Here is an 18406-nt window from a genome sequence, read left to right as displayed (position 1 = left end):
CAAATTATACGCTTATTGAACTATCTGTCCAACATAACCTGCTTAGGCGGACACATGGTCCAAACTAATGCGGGCATATTATTTTGCTTTTTCTACGATCTCCACAAGTCTCCATCTCTTATCTTTAGATAATGGTCTTGTTTCCATAACTTTTACTTTATCTCCAACGTTGCACTCATTCTTTTCATCATGAGCTTTCAATTTATAAGTTCTTTTTACGATCTTCTTATAAAGTGGATGCTTAACGTGGTCTTCAACTGCGACAACGATTGTCTTGTCCATCTTGTCACTAACAACCTTGCCTGTACGGGTTTTTCTAAGATTTCTTTCTTCCACAGTACGACCTCCTATTCAGCTTTAGAAGCTTCAGTTATCACTGTCTGGATACGAGCGATATTCTTTCTCACTTCTTTGATTCTGCTTGTATTATCTAACTGGTTAGTTGCATTCTGGAATCTTAAGTTAAAGAGTTCCTTCTTAGCAGCTACTAATTCTTCATTTAATTCCTCAACGGATTTTCCTTTTAATTCTTGTACAAATGTATTAATTTTCACTGTTATCACCGCCTTCTAAGTCTGCGCGAGAAACGATTTTGCATTTGCAAGGTAACTTATGCATTGCAAGTCGAAGTGCCTCTCTAGCTGTTTCCTCTGGTACTCCTGCAATTTCAAACATAACGCGGCCCGGCTTAACTACTGCTACCCAGTATTCCAGGGCACCTTTTCCTTTACCCATACGAACTTCAAGAGGTTTATGGGTTACCGGCTTATCCGGGAAAATTTTGATCCAAACTTTACCACCACGTTTGATATAACGTGTCATAGCAACACGGGCTGCCTCGATCTGGTTAGAACGAATCCAGCAAGGCTCTGCTGCAACGATACCGTACTCACCGTAGGAAATCTTATTACCTCTTAAAGCTTTTCCTTTCATGGTGCCACGGAACTGTTTACGACGTTTCACTCTTTTTGGCATTAACATTATTTATCGCTCCCTTCCTTATCTGCTTTAGTCGGAAGAACTTCGCCTTTGTAAATCCAAACCTTTACACCGACTTTTCCGTAAGTTGTGTCAGCTTCTGCGAATCCATAATCAATGTCAGCTCTCAGTGTCTGAAGCGGAATTGTTCCTTCACTGTAGAACTCTGTACGGGCCATATCAGCTCCGCCAAGACGTCCTGAAACAGATGTCTTCACACCAAGTGCTCCGGATTTCATTGTTCTTGACATGCAGGACTTCATAGCACGTCTGAATGAAATACGGTTTTCAAGCTGCTGAGCAATGTTCTCAGCTACTAACTGAGCATCTTTGTCAGGTCTCTTGATCTCTTTGATATCAACGATTAACTTCTTGTCTGTGAACTGCTTTAACTCAGCTTTCACTTTCTCGATCTCAGAACCGCCTTTACCGATTACTACACCAGGTTTTGCTGTATAGATGATGATCTTAACGCGGTCAGATGCTCTCTCGATCTCGATTCTTGAAACACCTGCGCTGTATAATTTCTTCTTAAGGAATTTTCTGATTTCATGGTCTTCTACCAGGTTGTCTGCGAAATCTTTTTCTGCATACCATTTGGAATCCCAGTCTTTGATAACGCCGACTCTTAAGCCATGAGGATTAACTTTCTGTCCCATTATTGCCCTCCTTATTATCTTTCATTAAGCACGATTGTGATGTGGCTCATTCTCTTCTCGATTCTATAAGCTCTGCCCTGTGCTCTTGGTCTGATTCTCTTCATTGTCGGTCCTTTATTTGCATAACACTCTTCAATATAAAGGTTCTCAACATTCATACCGTTGTTGTTCTCAGCATTAGCGATCGCTGATTTTAATAATTTCTCTATTACACTTGAAGCATATCTTGGATTGTAAGCTAAAATACCAAGTGCTGTCTGTACATCCTTACCTCTGATGGCATCCAATACGAAGCAAGCTTTCTGAACTGACACTCTAGCGTAAGAAATCTTAGCTGATGGTCTTGTATCTTTCTGCTCATTTCTTTCTCTCTTGATTTGGGATCTATGTCCTTTTGCCATGGATGAACCCTCCTTTCGAATACTTTATATTATCTAACTCTTGACTTCTTGTCGTCTTTTCCGTGACCTCTGTATGTTCTGGTTGCTACGAACTCTCCGAGCTTGTGTCCAACCATATCTTCTGTAACATATACAGGCACATGTTTTCTTCCGTCATGGACAGCAAAAGTGTGTCCAACGAATGACGGGAAGATTGTAGAACGACGTGACCATGTCTTAATAACTGATTTATCACCTGCAGCATTCATAGCGTCTACTTTTTTCAGTAAGCTTTCGTCTGCAAATGGTCCTTTTTTAAGTGAGCGAGCCATAGGTTCTAACCTCCTTGTAAACTAAATTATTTGATTGCTTTTCCATCTCTTCTTCTTACAATTAACTTGTTAGAAGCTTTGTTTTTCTTACGTGTCTTAAGACCAAGTGCCGGTTTGCCCCATGGTGTACATGGACCTGGACGTCCGATACCTGTCTTACCTTCACCACCACCGTGCGGATGGTCGTTCGGGTTCATAACGGAACCGCGTACTGTAGGTCTGATACCCATGTGACGCTTACGTCCTGCTTTACCAACGTTGATCAGGTTGTGCTCTCCGTTACCTACGACACCAACAGATGCTCTGCAAATGATTGGAACCATTCTCATCTCACCAGATGGAAGTCTCAGTGTTGCGTATTTTCCTTCTTTAGCCATCAACTGAGCGCTGTTTCCTGCTGAACGAACAAGCTGTCCGCCTTTTCCAGGATATAACTCGATGTTGTGGATCTGTGTACCAACCGGGATCTCAGAAAGCGGCAGGCAGTTTCCTACTCTTACTTCTGCTTCCGGTCCGTTCATAACCTTCATTCCGTCCTTTAATCCTTCTGGAGCAAGGATGTAAGCCTTCTCGCCGTCTGCGTAGCAGATTAATGCGATGTTAGCTGATCTGTTCGGATCGTACTCGATTCCAACTACTGTTGCCGGAATTCCGTCTTTCTTTCTCTTGAAGTCTACGATTCTATATTTCTTCTTAGCTCCGCCTCCGCGGTGTCTAACTGTGATTTTACCCTGATTGTTACGACCAGCTTTTCTGCTCTTGGAATCCAGTAAGGATTTCTCAGGAGTTGTCTTTGTGATTTCAGAGAAATCAGAGCCAGTCATCTGTCTTCTGGAAGGTGTATATGGGTTATATGTTTTGATTCCCATTACTTTCTCTCCTTTCGTTTTGCCTGATTATTTGTTCTCACGCTTTTATGCGTATATGCTGCTTGATACTACTTCATCAGCCTTAAGGCATGACTTAGGCGCATCAAGGGATATCAAGTTCCGTGCGCCTAGGCTCGACAAGACCTCGCCAAGGCTTGGGAACGGCCTTCTCACTAAGTTCGCTGTAAGCTCACTAAGTGTTCAGTGCCTACAGTCCCTCGAAAATCTCGATATCAGCGCTATCTTCTGTTAACTGAACGATAGCTTTCTTTGTCTTAGCTGTCTTTCCGTATGTCATACCACGTCTTTTTGTCTTACCATCAAGATTCATAGTATTTACGCTTTTTACTTTTGTTCCATTGAACATTTTTTCAACAGCTTCTTTTACCTGTGACTTTGTAGCCTCTGTATGAACTAAGAAAGTATATTTCTTATCAGCCATGAGCTCCATTGTCTTCTCAGTAATTACTGGTTTAAGGATTACATCATAATATTGAATATTAGCCATTATGCGTACACCTCCTCGATAGTTGCAACAGCAGCTTTCGTAGTGATTACTGTGTTGTATTTTAAGATATCAAATACGTTAAGAGTATTTGTATGAGCTGTCTTCACACCTGCGATGTTTCTTGCAGAAATCTCAGCATTCTTGTTTCCGTCTTCCAGAACAACCAGTGCTTTGTTTACATTCAGGTTGTTTAATACTGCCTGGAATTTCTTTGTTTTGATCTCGTCGAAGCTCAGGTCATCGATCACGATGAACTTGTTCTCCTCTACTCTTGAAGTAAGAGCGGATTTCAGAGCTGCTCTCTTTTCTTTCTTGTTCATCTTGAAAGAGTAGTCTCTCGGTACCGGAGCAAATACAACTCCACCGCCTGTCCACTGCGGAGCTCTTGTTGAACCCTGTCTTGCATGACCTGTTCCTTTTTGTCTCCATGGTTTTCTTCCGCCTCCGGAAACTTCAGAACGTGTTTTCGCTTTCTGTGTTCCCTGACGATTGTTTGCAAGCTGGCTTACAACTGCCATGTGTACTAAGTGTTCATTCACATCAACACCGAATACAGCATCGTTCAAATCGATTGTACCAACTTCTTTACCTTCGATATTATAAACAGATACGTTTGCCATCTGTGTGTTCCTCCTTTCTACGTCAATCAGACTAATTTGCAGCCTTTACAGTTTCTTTGATTGTTACCAGGCATTTCTTCGGTCCCGGTACTGAGCCTTTTACTAAAAGCAGATTGTTTTCAGCATCAACTCTTACAATTTCAAGATTCTGAACTGTAATCTTCTTGTTACCCATCTGTCCTGGCATCTTTTTACCTTTGAATACCTTGCTCGGATCAGATGCTGCACCGTTAGAACCTGCATGGCGGTGGAATTTAGAACCGTGTGTCATAGGTCCTCTGCTCTGATTGTGACGCTTGATTGCACCCTGGAAACCTTTACCTTTTGAAATTGCAGTAGCATCGATCTTGTCTCCTGCTTCAAAGATATCAGCTTTGATCTCCTGAGCCAATGTATATTCCTCTGCGTTGTCAAATTTGAATTCTTTTACATATCTCTTGCCAGAAACACCTGCTTTGTCGAAGTGTCCCTTTTCAGCTCTTGTCACACCATTTCTGTGTGCGATCTCTTTCTTGCCGCTCTTGTCTTTTGTGACAATCTTTTCTTTCTTGTCAACAAATCCGACCTGAACTGCGCTGTAACCGTCATTCTCAGCTGTCTTGATCTGTGTTACCACACATGGTCCAGCCTGGAGTACAGTTACCGGAGTCAAAACTCCATCTTCATTGAAGATCTGAGTCATTCCGACTTTAGTAGCTAAGATAGCTTTCTTCATTATAATTACCTCCTGTGATTTACAGCGGAACGCGTTATGCGCTCATCCTAAATTTTAGGAATACTGTTTTTTGTTTTGATCTTACTTGTTTTTCATTTTGATATCAATGTAAACACCGGCTGGCATTTCTAGTCTGGATAATGCATCCACAGTCTTCTGTGTTGGTGTAATGATATCAATAAGTCTCTTATGAGTTCTCTGCTCGAACTGCTCTCTGGAGTCTTTGTACTTGTGTACAGCTCTTAAGATTGTTACTACTTCCTTCTTAGTCGGAAGTGGTACTGGTCCACTCACTTGTGATCCGTTCTTTTTTACAGTTTCGATGATTTTCTTTGCAGATGCATCAACCAGCTGGTGATCATATGCCTTCAATGTGATTCTCATTACTTGACTTGCCATAAAAAAAGTCGCCTCCTTTTCGTACTTTTGTTTGAGTACGACAAGCGGTGACTGTACACTCTCCCGTGTGTGTCGTGAGAAACTCACACGTTGTTTCATACCTCTTATCCTTGATAATCAGTAATCAGTTGTGATTCGTACAGTGACTTGTCGTCAGTTTCCTAACTTGACATTCGCTCCACGGAAAACCTGCCATTGTGCCTTCTGCACTTGGCAGCAACCTCTCGCTTCATCGCTATCATGCCACAGCTTTTTTAGTATAGCGGATTCATCCACATATTTCAAGTAGTTTTTCAGAATTATTGTATTTTTTTTCGTACAATATTTGCAGCAGCGTTCTAACCTCGTCTGCCTAAGCAACAATTGTAAGGTCCCCGGCAGTATGGATTCCTCTTCTCAGAAAATTATGTACATTTTCTTCCTGTTGGAAACATACTTATATATAGAAGAAACTACTTCACAAGCTCCACCGTTCCTTCTTGGACTGAAAGAAAAAATACGTTGATCCGCAGCATTTGCTATAATCGGAAGAACATGTGTTACAGCGTACCCTTTAGATATACCTGAATTTCAGATAGATTACAAGGTTTTCCTTACATTTTCCTCGATTTTGTAAAATCCTTATAAAAAATATAAAATAAAAATTTCTTTCCTTGACATCACCGTAGTAAAGTGGTATAGTGAAAACAACTTAAAGGGCATTAACCTGTAACGGTTTCCCATTATTTCGGAAAGCGTTTTTTTCTGACACTAGAGAAATGAAGGATAATAGCTGTTAAGTTCAGACCATATTTTATTTGTTTGTGGTTGCTATTGCAGTTATGCCACTGCCGACTGTTTCCCCCAAGAACAGTCCTGCATTGGTAAACTCCAATTAATATATATACATCCTCATTGTAGGACATTCCCCAGATTTGTATATAAATACAAACTGCAAGGCAACGAGGAAAAACCTCTCAATGACATACCAAAAGCGAAAAGCACGACTGCAGTCGTGCTTTTCGCTTTTTATATCACGCTTGTTTTCTCTTAGTTTACCTGCTATTTAGACTGTCTCATCTTCAATTTCAACATGGCCGTTACCTTTCTGGCATCCAGCTCTGTCACATTATTTTCTCCAACCACGCAGGTCTCAACACCTTCCCTGCTCTTATTGATATCCTTGATACCGGAAAGATATTTATTTTCCACCACAAATCCACCATTCACACCGCTGAATTTAAGGCCCGTGACCGGAATGCCCCGAATTCCAAGCTGTTCACAGGTATTGGCGTAATCCACATCACTGTTCCCCCATCCGTCAGATGATATGATCGCACCGTCGGCCCGCATGCATTCTGCCATAACCGCTGCACGGGTTCCGACGAGCATCTTTTCTTCATTGTCATCCGGAGTGCCTACCACAATAATTCCCAGCAGATCCAAATCTTCATCTGAAGATACCACATCCAGCAAAGGATCGCGAAAATGATGAAGCGTAGTCTCCTTCGTTGATGGTCCGATTCCCATAAGCTTATCTCCTCTCCTTATATTCCAGTCCCTCTACTGCATCGAGCGGATCATGCCGTCCCGATACTCATTCGGTGTAAGCACGACAGGCATATTTCCCATATCGATGATAGAATGACCACCTTCCACACCAGACGGTTCCTTCGGGAAAAGCCATGTATCATACATCGCCCCCTGTCCCGCCACCTGTTTGATGATCACAACCTTCTTCTTACCTTCCCGCACAACATCGTGGTATTCATGCCGTTCCGTGCACAGATCACCTTTCATCTTTTTCAGCTGATCCCTGAAAACCTGAATAAACCGGTCACACGCTCTGTGCGCTGCCATCGGCCCCGGACGCTCCTGCCCCATCCCGGCTTTTAGTGTCACATCAAAGGAGATGATATAATCCTCTTTTGAGGGCGTACCCGACCTGCCTGTATAGAGCTGTTCTTTTAGATTTCCCTCTGAAGAGCCGAATTCATGAGTCTGTTTCCCATTAGTATCCACCCCTGTCAGAATCACATACACGCCCGTCAGAGTATGTGTGATCCCCTCACCAAGCCTGCCGAGTACCTTCGTCGAAATCGGGATGATATCCATAATCGTGTTTGTCCATCGGTCATGCTCCCCCGGCGGTATAATATTTATACTAATATTTTCAATGAGAGGTTCAGACTCCATAAGCCCTGGGATACACTCTCTGCTGATCGTCATATGGCCTTCTTTCGTCAGAAGATTTTCAGCGCCCTCTGCCACATTCTCAATATGAAAAGCTTTAATTACCAGACGGCGCAGATCCTTTACTTTTTGCTCCATGCGTAAACACCTTCTTTCTGCAAAGGGGTCAGACCCCTTTGCTCTCCGTTTTCCGAGTTTTGTGACAAAAAAGGGACAATTCCACCGGAACGTCCCTTTTTGTGTCTGTATACTACACTTGTCTGTATATTATACCTTAGCTACATATTCGAATGGCAGCGGAACAATCTTGCCCGGTGTCTCGATCTTGATCAGCTGTTCAAGTGTTGCTTTTACAATATTCGTCTGCATTTCTACATCATTCGGCGCACCTGCATTAGCACCCATCGGTACTAACGGAGCTACGGCACGAGGTGTACCGGTCTGACGAACAACCGGAGGAAGAGCTGCAATAATAATTGTAGGAATTCCAGCTTCTTCAATTGCTCTCTGCACCAAAACTGCAGAGCGGTGGCAGGTGCCTCAGCCAGCGGTCAGGACTACTGCATCTACATCTTCGTCTTTAAACATCTGTGCAATTGCTGGTCCTGTCTCATTTTTAAATTTATCCTGGTTTCCGCCGCCTCCCATGAATCCAGCGTGTACCGGTGCGCAGGATCTGATAAATCCTTCTGCTGCCAGCTCGTGAATTCTGTCGATCGGGAACATACAGTTGATGTCTTTATTAACATCACCGTTATCATATCCGCCATGGGATACCATCAGTTCACTTGATGGTGTATCGTTCGTTATCTTTCTCCATGTAGAGTCTCCGGCCAGATTAAATCTCTCCTGACTCTTGCAGTGTACCCCAGCTGCTGTTGCAAGGGCAATGGACATATCCTTTAACTCTTTCTTTACAGGTGTCCATACTGCCGGAGGAGTGATCGGAACGTAAATTTCTGACTGTAAACCTTTTGTGGTTGTCAAGCTCATTCTTCTACCTCCTTGGTTTCCGCGTTTGCTTTACGCATTTCTTCCTGACGTCTGTTATATGTGTCCAGATTGCTCACGTATTTATCATTGGCTTCCGGTCCAAGCTGCTCCACAAAACTCATGTTCCATGCAACCTCCTGTCCCACCACCAGAGGGTAATCGGTGATCAGCATGCGCATCGGTATCTTAAGATAACCAAGCCTGCCCTTTAAATCGATCCCGACACATCCGTCGTGAATCTCTACGATGACCCCTTCCATACGAATAATCTTATCACCATACATTAATTCTTTCATCTTAGTCGTATTTCTCTTTTCTCTTCTGGCTCATTGGCAGGGACTGCTCATTCTTCACCAGCTCGATCGGTCTGCCTGTTACATTGGAAATCAGTTCTACATTTGTAGCCTTGACATTCGGATTCCACTTTCTTTCAGCAGTCTTTACTTCTTCCCCAGCCATTGCATTCTTTAACATTGCAAGTGCTCTGATCGCATCTTCATGGCACAGAGTATTGCATGCAAGGACCTCGTTCTCAATACCTGACTCAGATTTATTATTATCAACCATATTGGTCATGTATTTGTTACCAACGACCAGAGCCCCCTGAACTGCGCAGAAAGACATACCAACAACAGGGATTCCGCGCATTCCGATCTGCTCGTGATGACTTGCAAAATCAATATGGTTGTTGCCGAAGCCTTCTGTAGTAATGAACGCGCCATCTGCATCCATCATCTCTACCATCATACCAACACGTTTAGAAACATAGAATTTCTCTGCATTGATCTGCGGGCTTCCAACGAAGATGACACCGCACAGATCCACTTCTGTATCATGAAGTGCCTCAAGAACCAGCGGCTCTCTCCAATAGTGTCTGGACATCTCCTTTGATGCAGGTCCGATACAGGTCAGTGCATGGATACATCCATCCAGAACCTCTAACGGTGATACACAAACAGGTACATTGCCAAGGTCAACATTCGGCTTTGCCCCAAGTACGCCGACCGGCTCTACCGGAAGGATCAGGTTATCATGCATAGCGCCCTGTCCCATGATCTCTTTTACAATGACTACTTTCTTCTTGCCCGGTCTTCTGACCTGGTTAAATGTTTCTGTATCAACAACCAGTGAGTCGTCCTCCAAAGCTTTCAACGCCTCTCTGATCTCCTGTGTAATGTGGTCTGTAGCTGTGTGGGCTGCAAGAGGACCCGGCCTCTCCATGTTTGTGCCCTCTTTGATCGTCACCTGGGTCTTGATAAAGATCTCGCCTTTATCAGGTGCACCCGGACGGTTCCACATGATATTCTCGTCCAGATATCCTTCTGAAGAGCCGAATTCCCCAATCTGCACTCCATTAGCATCTGTTCCTGTAACCATCATGATCACACCGTCAAGAACACGGGTAGTACCGCTTCCGACTTCACTCTCGCCTTCCTTGCAGGCGATCGGCTGTACATCCATGATCGTCTCTGAATATGTGTGGTAATCTTCTGGTGTGATGATATCGATCTTTAAGTCATATACTAACTCCTGAGAATCAACACACTCTTTTTCAATTCCTTCACGGATATATAATGTAGTTCCTTCGATCTTAGTCTCAGGCCCACGTTTTACTTCCGTAATTCTGTAATGCTTTCTTGTAAGACTTCTGACGATCTTTTCTTCCGCTGCTGCTTCTGCCAGAACTGGCTCTGCTGCCGGAATCACTGCTGCCGGTGCCGGCGCTGCTGCAGCTCCTCCTGCAATTCCTAACGGAAGCTCGATATCAATGTCTTTTCCTTCCCCAATGTGGATCTTAAGCACTCCACCCGGTGCTGATACTGGTGCAGCAGGTGCAGCCGGAGCAACAACTTCCGGTGCTTCTTCTGCAACGGCCTCTTCTGCCGCTGCTTCCTCTACAACATTAGCCCCTTCTACAACATCTGCTGTCAAAGGACACAGAGAATCGCAGGTCTTTGTAAGCTTTGCACCTAATACCTGCTCAATTGTCAATGCACCCTCCAGGTCCAGGAGTCCGGAATCTACCAAATCATCAAAAATGGCCGGATCTTCCAGATTGGATGCCTGAATCGTAATGCCTTCTTCGGCCCTGCAGCAGAGCACCGCAGGATCTTTCGCATGTTCTTTCGCTGTTTCAGCTGTAATTGACATACTTTATTCCTCCTTTTATCTTATATCCCAAGGACATACCAATTATCACGCCCTTTAGGCAGCCGCACCCAGCAGATGCAGCTGTATATGAAATGACGCTGCCGCCAATCTCATATAGTTACTTAGTTCATCATTCCCCGTACCAAAAATCTCTCCGGGGAAAATCTATTTTCCAACAGACGTCCCGTTTTATCTGCCGTCTGGCAGCTGGTCCACCTGTTTAGAAACGGTTAATCTTCTATATAATGGATGGTTGATCGTTCTCATCACATGATCTGTCTGATGGAAAACCTTCAGCTTCATCTTAGGAGCTGATCCCATGACTGTGTTGGAACAATCTGAACAGTTACCGATAATAATATACTCAGCACCATCTTTCTTAAACTGCAGACATTTCTGTGCCTGTCCAGGACAGTTGCCCGGATTCTCGCATTTCAATGTGCCGTTCTTCATCTCGACCGCCTGTTTACATCTGGCAACGGATACGACTTCCCCGTGCATCTTCCCACAGATATCGCGCATTCTTTCTTCACTTCCGCCGCAGGCACATACCAAAAGGCCTACCGGTGCACCGTGCAGATCCGGAAGATCAATGGTAACAATAATTCCACCCGTTGTCTTTGTAACCGGATCCTCCATTGTTGTCGCTTTCCCTGTAAAAGGTCCGCCCATGATGATCTCACCATATACTCCGTCGATCCCGCCGGACATCTCGATCATATCCTTCACGCTTGTCCCTACCGGAACATCCATGTAAACGTGTGCTTCATTTCCACCATTCAGCTTACCGGTCACGGTCATATTCTTGCTGTAGCACGGCTTCCTGAGCTCGATCGCTTCTGCTACGCGCAGAACAGTCTCTACATTAATTACAATAGAATCTGCTGCTGACGGCAGCTGTGTCGGATCCAAAAGCTTGCCAAGCGCTTCTCTGACTACCGCGCGCTCCTCACCCATCGGGTAAATATCCGGAAGCAGATGTATAGAAATATTCTCTTCTCCGCGGATCGCTTCACGGATAGTCTCTACTGCCTTCTTATTCTTTGCCTTGATCGCAAAGATCGCTTTGGCAGCATTTGAAATCTCCATGCAGTACTTCACACCCTTAAGGGTCATCTCCATATTTTCCTCGATCTGACGGATATTGTGATAAAGCCCTGGCTCACACTCTGCTGCATTCACCAGAATGTAACCACCCTTAAGATCTGTTCCGAGCTTCACGCCCGTTGGGAAACCAGCACCGCCCATTCCCACTACACCTGCCTCTTTCACCATCTCAAGCGGTGTACCTTCATGAATCGGTACGAATTCTTCCTTCTGCTCTTCATCCGGCGTAATCACGATCCGATCCTCCAGAACAGACTCTACACTTCCATACACACTGGAAAAAATGTTAGCGCCCAATCCCTTTGGAACAGCAATCAGTGTACCCTTCTCTACCCTGTCACCTGCTTTTACAACCGGTTCACAGGGAGCACCCACATGCTGTCTTAGCAAAAACTGTAAATTCTCCATGACCTGCTTCTCCTTTTAGGTTATATATAATATTTATCTTATCTATAGTTTGTATGCATATCTTATGCATCACTTCCCTCCGGCGGGCATGTCCACCGGACTTATAGATAGTTCCTTTCAAACAAAAGGCAGCATACTGTGATTTGTATTATGCTGCTTTATATAGTAAGTTTGTGAAAATAATCCCACAAATCTGTTTTTTGGCGGAGGCATGTGGGAATCGAACCCACCCAGGACGCTACAAACGCCCAACACTGGTTTTGAAGACCAGGAGGCACACCAGTTACCCTTCTACCCCCATATTCAGTTTTCTCAGGCTTTACAGGCTTTCTTCTATATAAACGCTGTAAATGGGCAAAATGAATTTTTGGAATTACATATGCAATTCGTTATTTTATTTTCCCTTACCTGTTTTTTATATTACCAAATAATCGTTGACTTTTCAAGGGTTTTCGTACATAATATTAAATATAAACTGAACTTCATACTAGAACGCGGTCTATTTGTTGATTTTTTATCAATTTTACCAGGTGCGTTGAGCTGAATAGTTTCTATATAATAGTGATTTTCACAATTATAATGAAGTCACTTATAGACGGGTTCTATAAACTACCAATTAGGAGGAAGGATTATGAACTACAATCCAAAAATCAACCTGGATGCATTCGAAGCTGCATTCAAAGCAATCGACACACATACTGTCGGTGAGTTTACCCGTATCATCATGTCAGGTTTCCCGGAGTTAAAGGGTGACTCCATGATGGAGCGCAAGCAGTATCTTGCAAAGAATTACGACAAGTACCGTCAGGCCCTGATGTTTGAACCACGCGGACACCATGATATGTTCGGTGCACTTGTCACAGAGCCTGTCAATCCAGAAGCAGATTTCGGAGTTATTTTCATGGACACCGGAGAGTACTTAAACATGTGCGGACATGGTACGATCGGTACAACAACAGCCCTGATCGAAGCAGGACTTGTTCCAGCTGTTGAGCCTTATACAGAAGTAGTATTAGACGCTCCGGCCGGTCTTATTCGCGTAAAGGCAGAAGTAAAGAACGGAAAAGTCCTTAACGTGACGCTCACAAATGTTCCGGCTTTCCTTTATAAAGAAAACCTGACCACTGTCGTTGATGGAAAAGAGATCAGATATGACATCGCTTTTGGCGGAAGCTTCTTCGCCCTCGTAGATATCGAACAGCTTGGCTGGACCGTAGATGAAAAGTCTATTCCGAAGTTAACAGATTTCGGAATGAAGGTCGTAAAGCAGGTGAATGAAGAAGTAGAGATCAAGCATCCTGAACTGGACATCACAACGGTGGATCTGGCAGAGCTTTACTGCCACACAAAGACCGACGGATGTAATTACCGCAATGTTGTCATCTTTGGAGACCACATGGCTGACCGTTCTCCATGCGGAACAGGTACAAGCGCAAAGCTTGCAACACTGTATGCACGTGGTGAGATCAAGATCGGTGAACCATTCGTGTATGAAAGCTTCATCGGCTCACAGTTCAAGGGAGTCATCAAAGAGGAAGCGCAGGTCGGCGAATTCAAGGCAATCATTCCACAGATTACCGGAAGTGCCTATATCACAGGTGAATCTACTTACGTGATCGATCCGGATGACCCGCTTAAGTACGGTTTCAAGGTATCAAGAGGTTAAGGAAGGAACTGGGCTATTTCTATAAATAGCAGCTTTAACCGGATCATATATTTTTATCAGGGAAATCGGTGTCGGATAAAAGTCCGCACCGATTTTTCTATATTAGCATAGTAGGAAGCCGGATCTTATGATATACTATAAACCGAAACTAAAGTAAGTGTTACAAGGAAGAGAGGGTACTATGCCGCGAAAGAAACAGACAACCAAGAGCAAAATCGTAAAGGCTGCCTGGAACTTATTTTATAAAAATGGGTATGATAACACCACCGTCGAAGACATTATTAAGTTGTCAAAGACATCGAAAGGAACCTTTTACCACTATTTTAAGGGAAAGGATGCCCTTCTTACTACTTTATCAGACCTGTTCGACCAGCAATACGAAGAAATCAACAATACATTAGACCAGTCACTATCAGCCAGGGAAAAACTGCTTTTATTAAACCATGAACTATTTTATATGATTGAGACAAGTATAGATATCAATCTGCTTGCCTCATTATATTCCTCCCAGCTTGTCACAAAAGATAACCGCTCTTTGCTCGATGACGACCGCTATTACTTCCAATTGATCCGGGAGATCATAGAAACCGGAATCCACTCCGGTGAGTTTAAAGATACTTCCTCTGTGGAGGAGCTGGTTAAGATTTATACCATGTATGAGAGAGCTCTTTTATATGACTGGGCACTCTGTGAGGGCAAATATTCGCTGTCAGCTTATAGTGACAGACTCCTCCCGCATGTACTGGACAACTTCGAGAAGGGGATTTAGTCTTTACCATCCAAGCGGAGTTTGAATATCCGCCTTGATATTACCGGGAACGATTGTATTTTTCGACAAAAACTGCTATGATTAAGAAAAACAAATGGAGGTATTACCTGTGTTAGAAGAACCAATCATTACAAACGAAGAAACCAATTGTCAATCAATTGAAAATACTGCCGCAGACGTTGTACCTGCCACCAGTCAGGATAATGCAGATGCCTCTAATATTGTAGCTTTTACCGCCGAAGCATCCCAAGAGACGAACCAGCCGGAAAGCCCAAAGACATCTCCCGCTGCCCAGCAGTCACAGAAGGGACCTAACGAATCTTTCCAAACTACTGCTTCCCAGATAAAGGCAGAGACAGATGATATCTTCACGGAAGAGGACGTACAGGATAAGAAGCGTTTCCATTTTAAAAGGGAAGACAAAGAATTCTTCCGGGATAAATGGATTCTCTCACGTATCAGTGATGAGAACCTGATGGATTATCTAAAGCTCGAGCAGAGGCGCACGGAATTGCAGCAGGAGGCAAAGGATATAAAAGAAAAACGGATCCTCAGGGCATTTGAGATCACCGTTGGGCTTGCTGCTGGTGTCGCGATCGTTTACCTCTTGAAGGATAACCCGTCCATTCTTGTGAACATCCTATACATAGCAGGAATTCTTGGTGCACTCTGGGTATATAAGAATCCTAAGGATAAGAAAAAATAAGCAGAGACAATCTGTATTGGCAGATAGCGATCAGTGTCATTTAGATCAGGAGTATGTATTTTTTACATACTCCTGATTTTTATTCACTTTTTTATTGCTTTTACGGCTACTTTGCGATACAATATAGTCAAGAACATTGCAATGCAAGGTAGTAACTGGAAAGGGGGGCTTAGCATGGACAAATCTCAATTAATGAAGGGGATCCTGGAAGGCTGTATCTTAAAGATCATTCAAAGTTCTGAGACATACGGTTACGAGATCGTAACCCAGCTCCAGGAGAATGGTTTCACAGAAGTAAGAGAAGGGACCCTTTACCCGCTCCTTCTCCGTCTGGAAAAGAAGAAGCTGATTACAGCCACCTTTAAGCCCAGCCCCTTAGGACCCAGCCGTAAGTATTACTCACTTACCGGAGACGGCGAAGAATATCTCCTGTCGTTTTTACAAAATTGGAACGAAATTACCGAATCAGTTCATAAGATTTTTAAGGAGGATGCATTATGACACTATTCAAAAGTCAGTTAATGAAACTGGAAAAAGAGAATACAGAAGCATTTCAGTCTATCCATAACCCAAACACCCGGAAGGAAATTGTGGATATGGTCAAATACCTGTCAGCCTCCCCTCTTTCTCTATATCAGATTCAGGTCATCCGCAAAGATCTGATCGGTATGGCTGCTGAGGGGGAACAGAATCAGATCCCCCTAAAGGAGGTATTAGGTGTTGATGCAAAAGAATTTTGTGATGAGGTCATCCAGAATTCAGACCACCGGGCTCCCTGGGAACATCTTATGCGGTATCTCCAGACAATCCTCTCGGCCTGGGCTATTGTATATTCATTAAAATTTATCTTGTTGAATTCAGCCCCGAATACGTTTGGCATTGATTATTCTGATTTAATATGGCTTATCATATGGATTATCGGAGGAGTTTTCCTGCCTGAATATCTGGATCAAAAGACAGCAGTCTATGAAAATTCTGCTCTTAGATATCTTGGGTGGATCTGCCGCCTGGCTGCTCTTCTTAGTTATGGACTGCTTTGCAAAAGCCCTCTTGCAACACAATTTATCCTCACGGGGAATGGCTGGCTGATCCTTGCGGTCATCCTGATCTTTTGGTCAGGTGTTACCATACTGATGAACTGGCATTGGGGAATATGCGCTCAGCGTTTTTCACACTAATAACACCGCACGCTATAGAAAAGGCGGAGGAACTACCTGTCGTATCGGTCTTTCCTCCGCCTGAATTATATTCTTGTTCTCATTCTCATATTTCTATCCTGCGTGCTTCCCCTGCCTATACCAGACACTCCTGCATTGCCTCTGCTTCAATCCCTGCATTCTCCATGGCACGACTTACCACTTCACGCTGTGTAAGTTCAGAGCACCAGGACAGCCCGCATCCTGCGGATAGCGATCTTGGCACCGGAATAAGTCTTCCGGGAACCTGGTTTTCCTTGCATACCTTCTCCATTGCCATTGCATCTGCAGTTGTATGGAATGTTACCACTAATTTTAACTCTTTTTTTCTCATCTTACCCTTATTCGATGATGACAGCAAATCCATCCTCTATCTCGGAAGATGTTGTCTTTTTGCCATGATCCTTGGCGTATTTCTCCACATTCATCTTCTGGTGCGGTTCTGTAACAAGTACTCTGACTGCTTCTTTTGCACCTTTTAGCGCTGCTGCGGTCAGCATCAGCGGTTCCGGACAGGAAAGACCTCTTGCATCTACTTCCTTCATATTATTTTACCTTCTTTCATAGAATACTACTTTATGTACAATACTTCAACCCATTTTTTATATGAGGGTTTCCATAGGGGTCTGTCCCTTTCGTGTAGGGTCAGACCCCTGTGAAATAGTATAGACGGCTAAGCTTTTTCGCGTTTATTTGTAAATGCGATCAGGAAACATACCGCTATGCAGATGATAACCGCAACTTTTCCGTTAAGCGGCACTGCACCTGCAACGATCTCCTTTGTCTCTGCATTCATAGCGGTTCCGCTTGCTGCAAGGCCGAAGTTATGGCATACAGCTGCACCTGCAAACATTCCCAGTACAGTTACTGCAGAGTCTGACGATCCCTGACCTGCAAGTATCAGCTGTCTTAGCGGACATCCACCAGCCAGGACTGCCGCAAAACCTACCGCGTACATTCCCAGAATGTTCCACAAATGCTCGGAATGTGCAATGATTCCAGGTGTATTGAAACCGACGATGAATTTTCCCGTTGCAATATTGAAGACCAGCATTACAACGAACAATCCGCCGATCACAGTTAACAGATCAAAGTTCCTCATCAGTATCACGTCTCGGATCCCTCCGGCAAAGCACATTCTGGACTTCTGTGCGACTACACCGAAGACCAATCCGCCGGTCAGAGACATGATGATCGGTGCATGAAGGCTTCCCGGTCCTGCTGCACTTGCTTTTAATAAGGTAGTTGCTGTTGCAAGCACAAGTACTCCCAGCATTAAAACAGGCAGCACCATACCACTGGTCTTATTTGTAATATGTGCTCTGCCAAGGCTGAATCCATTTTTCAGGGCAAATACTCCGGTTCCTACTCCAAGAATAAATCCAATCAGAGCTACCCATGCATTTAAATCCCCGGCTGACATTCTCAGGATCATACGAAGAGGACATCCCAAAAATACCAGGGAACCGATCATAATAACCATACCAAGAATAAAACGGATCATCGGTGAAGATCCTGCCGTTGAACGATATTCCTTTGTTGCTATGGAAATAATAAAAGCACCTAACACAAGCCCTATGATCTCAGGTCTTGCATACTGTACCACCTCGGCCTGATGCATTCCCAGCGCTCCCGCCGTATCACGGATAAAGCAGGCAATACAAAATGCCATGTTCGCAGGATTCCCGAAATATGCCAGACAAGCTGCAACAAGCCCGCATATCACACCTGCGATCGCCAATTTTTTCTTTGAATCTGCTAAATTCATGTTTGTTTCC

General features: G+C 43.9%; 26 protein-coding genes and 1 tRNA gene. 5 read left to right on the top strand and 22 right to left on the bottom strand.

Annotation, left to right across the window (positions count from 1 at the left end; translation table 11 throughout):
• Positions 1-78: 78 nt before the first annotated feature.
• The 19 genes from rpsQ to AC4OGX_RS14050 form a co-directional block, all read right to left on the bottom strand.
• Positions 79-336 (bottom strand): 30S ribosomal protein S17, encoded by a 258-nt coding sequence (gene rpsQ / locus AC4OGX_RS14140; RefSeq protein WP_216238578.1) that lies wholly within the window; start codon positions 334-336, stop codon positions 79-81.
• Between the two features lie 11 nt (positions 337-347).
• The gene (gene rpmC / locus AC4OGX_RS14135) at positions 348-554 is read right to left on the bottom strand and encodes a 50S ribosomal protein L29 (RefSeq protein WP_025654669.1); all 207 of its coding nucleotides are present in this window, start codon (positions 552-554) and stop codon (positions 348-350) included.
• Positions 544-981 (bottom strand): 50S ribosomal protein L16, encoded by a 438-nt coding sequence (gene rplP, locus AC4OGX_RS14130; RefSeq protein ID WP_493331225.1) that lies wholly within the window; start codon positions 979-981, stop codon positions 544-546. Before rplP ends, rpmC begins: the two co-directional genes overlap by 11 nt.
• Positions 981-1637 (bottom strand): 30S ribosomal protein S3, encoded by a 657-nt coding sequence (gene rpsC, locus AC4OGX_RS14125; protein WP_109732262.1) that lies wholly within the window; start codon positions 1635-1637, stop codon positions 981-983. The genes rplP and rpsC overlap by 1 nt, the downstream gene beginning before the upstream one ends.
• A gap of 14 nt (positions 1638-1651) precedes the next feature.
• The gene (gene rplV / locus AC4OGX_RS14120; RefSeq protein WP_122641714.1) at positions 1652-2038 is read right to left on the bottom strand and encodes a 50S ribosomal protein L22; all 387 of its coding nucleotides are present in this window, start codon (positions 2036-2038) and stop codon (positions 1652-1654) included.
• A gap of 29 nt (positions 2039-2067) precedes the next feature.
• Positions 2068-2349: a 30S ribosomal protein S19 gene (gene rpsS / locus AC4OGX_RS14115; protein WP_493331224.1), complete on the bottom strand. Its 282-nt coding sequence runs from the start codon at positions 2347-2349 to the stop codon at positions 2068-2070.
• Positions 2350-2375: 26 nt separating this feature from the next.
• The gene (gene rplB / locus AC4OGX_RS14110) at positions 2376-3218 is read right to left on the bottom strand and encodes a 50S ribosomal protein L2 (protein ID WP_493331223.1); all 843 of its coding nucleotides are present in this window, start codon (positions 3216-3218) and stop codon (positions 2376-2378) included.
• Between the two features lie 208 nt (positions 3219-3426).
• Entirely contained in the window at positions 3427-3726 is a 300-nt protein-coding gene (rplW, locus tag AC4OGX_RS14105) for a 50S ribosomal protein L23 (protein ID WP_493331222.1), read from the bottom strand.
• A complete protein-coding gene (gene rplD / locus AC4OGX_RS14100) occupies positions 3726-4346 on the bottom strand; it encodes a 50S ribosomal protein L4 (protein ID WP_493331221.1) in 621 nt (206 codons plus the stop codon). Before rplD ends, rplW begins: the two co-directional genes overlap by 1 nt.
• A 31-nt stretch (positions 4347-4377) precedes the next feature.
• Positions 4378-5061 carry a 50S ribosomal protein L3 gene (rplC, locus tag AC4OGX_RS14095; RefSeq protein WP_493331220.1) on the bottom strand — a complete coding sequence of 228 codons (684 nt, stop codon included), beginning with the start codon at positions 5059-5061 and terminating at the stop codon, positions 4378-4380.
• Between the two features lie 81 nt (positions 5062-5142).
• On the bottom strand, positions 5143-5460 hold the full coding sequence (gene rpsJ / locus AC4OGX_RS14090) for a 30S ribosomal protein S10 (protein WP_004607300.1): 318 nt from the start codon (positions 5458-5460) through the stop codon (positions 5143-5145).
• A 1041-nt stretch (positions 5461-6501) separates the two neighbouring features.
• A complete protein-coding gene (locus tag AC4OGX_RS14085; protein ID WP_493331219.1) occupies positions 6502-6969 on the bottom strand; it encodes a glycine/sarcosine/betaine reductase component B subunit in 468 nt (155 codons plus the stop codon).
• A 33-nt stretch (positions 6970-7002) separates the two neighbouring features.
• Entirely contained in the window at positions 7003-7770 is a 768-nt protein-coding gene (prdD, locus tag AC4OGX_RS14080) for a proline reductase cluster protein PrdD (protein WP_493331217.1), read from the bottom strand.
• Between the two features lie 129 nt (positions 7771-7899).
• On the bottom strand, positions 7900-8148 hold the full coding sequence (locus tag AC4OGX_RS14075) for a hypothetical protein (RefSeq protein WP_493331216.1): 249 nt from the start codon (positions 8146-8148) through the stop codon (positions 7900-7902).
• Between the two features lie 24 nt (positions 8149-8172).
• Positions 8173-8625: a glycine/sarcosine/betaine reductase selenoprotein B family protein gene (locus tag AC4OGX_RS14070; RefSeq protein WP_493331215.1), complete on the bottom strand. Its 453-nt coding sequence runs from the start codon at positions 8623-8625 to the stop codon at positions 8173-8175.
• On the bottom strand, positions 8622-8921 hold the full coding sequence (locus AC4OGX_RS14065) for a CBO2463/CBO2479 domain-containing protein (protein ID WP_493331213.1): 300 nt from the start codon (positions 8919-8921) through the stop codon (positions 8622-8624). Before AC4OGX_RS14065 ends, AC4OGX_RS14070 begins: the two co-directional genes overlap by 4 nt.
• Position 8922: 1 nt before the next feature.
• Positions 8923-10776, bottom strand: coding sequence for a D-proline reductase (dithiol) proprotein PrdA (gene prdA / locus AC4OGX_RS14060; RefSeq protein ID WP_493331212.1), 1854 nt, complete (start codon positions 10774-10776; stop codon positions 8923-8925).
• A 189-nt stretch (positions 10777-10965) separates the two neighbouring features.
• Positions 10966-12291, bottom strand: a complete 1326-nt coding sequence (prdC, locus tag AC4OGX_RS14055; RefSeq protein ID WP_493331211.1) for a proline reductase-associated electron transfer protein PrdC — start codon at positions 12289-12291, stop codon at positions 10966-10968.
• Between the two features lie 201 nt (positions 12292-12492).
• Positions 12493-12590, bottom strand: a tRNA-Sec gene (locus tag AC4OGX_RS14050).
• A gap of 332 nt (positions 12591-12922) precedes the next feature.
• Here AC4OGX_RS14050 and AC4OGX_RS14045 point away from each other — a divergent pair.
• The 5 genes from AC4OGX_RS14045 to AC4OGX_RS14025 all read left to right on the top strand — a co-directional run bounded on the left by AC4OGX_RS14045 (position 12923) and on the right by AC4OGX_RS14025 (position 16610).
• Positions 12923-13957, top strand: a complete 1035-nt coding sequence (locus AC4OGX_RS14045) for a proline racemase family protein (protein ID WP_493331209.1) — start codon at positions 12923-12925, stop codon at positions 13955-13957.
• Positions 13958-14138: 181 nt separating this feature from the next.
• Positions 14139-14726, top strand: coding sequence for a TetR/AcrR family transcriptional regulator (locus AC4OGX_RS14040; protein WP_493331208.1), 588 nt, complete (start codon positions 14139-14141; stop codon positions 14724-14726).
• A 109-nt stretch (positions 14727-14835) separates the two neighbouring features.
• Complete coding sequence (locus AC4OGX_RS14035) at positions 14836-15432, top strand: hypothetical protein (protein WP_493331207.1); 597 nt, start codon at positions 14836-14838, stop codon at positions 15430-15432.
• A gap of 174 nt (positions 15433-15606) precedes the next feature.
• Positions 15607-15933: a PadR family transcriptional regulator gene (locus tag AC4OGX_RS14030; RefSeq protein WP_493331206.1), complete on the top strand. Its 327-nt coding sequence runs from the start codon at positions 15607-15609 to the stop codon at positions 15931-15933.
• On the top strand, positions 15930-16610 hold the full coding sequence (locus AC4OGX_RS14025; RefSeq protein WP_493331205.1) for a hypothetical protein: 681 nt from the start codon (positions 15930-15932) through the stop codon (positions 16608-16610). Before AC4OGX_RS14030 ends, AC4OGX_RS14025 begins: the two co-directional genes overlap by 4 nt.
• A 115-nt stretch (positions 16611-16725) precedes the next feature.
• Here AC4OGX_RS14025 and AC4OGX_RS14020 read toward each other — a convergent pair whose 3' ends face one another.
• The 3 genes from AC4OGX_RS14020 to yedE all read right to left on the bottom strand — a co-directional run bounded on the left by AC4OGX_RS14020 (position 16726) and on the right by yedE (position 18396).
• On the bottom strand, positions 16726-16962 hold the full coding sequence (locus AC4OGX_RS14020) for a putative Se/S carrier protein (protein ID WP_493331204.1): 237 nt from the start codon (positions 16960-16962) through the stop codon (positions 16726-16728).
• Between the two features lie 7 nt (positions 16963-16969).
• Complete coding sequence (locus AC4OGX_RS14015; RefSeq protein WP_493331203.1) at positions 16970-17173, bottom strand: sulfurtransferase TusA family protein; 204 nt, start codon at positions 17171-17173, stop codon at positions 16970-16972.
• A 128-nt stretch (positions 17174-17301) separates the two neighbouring features.
• A complete protein-coding gene (gene yedE, locus AC4OGX_RS14010) occupies positions 17302-18396 on the bottom strand; it encodes a YedE family putative selenium transporter (RefSeq protein WP_493331202.1) in 1095 nt (364 codons plus the stop codon).
• Positions 18397-18406: the final 10 nt, after the last annotated feature.

This window comes from Faecalicatena sp., from assembly GCF_058819085.1.
Note: the sequence above shows the minus strand (reverse complement) of the source record. Positions and strands in the feature narration are given on the sequence as shown.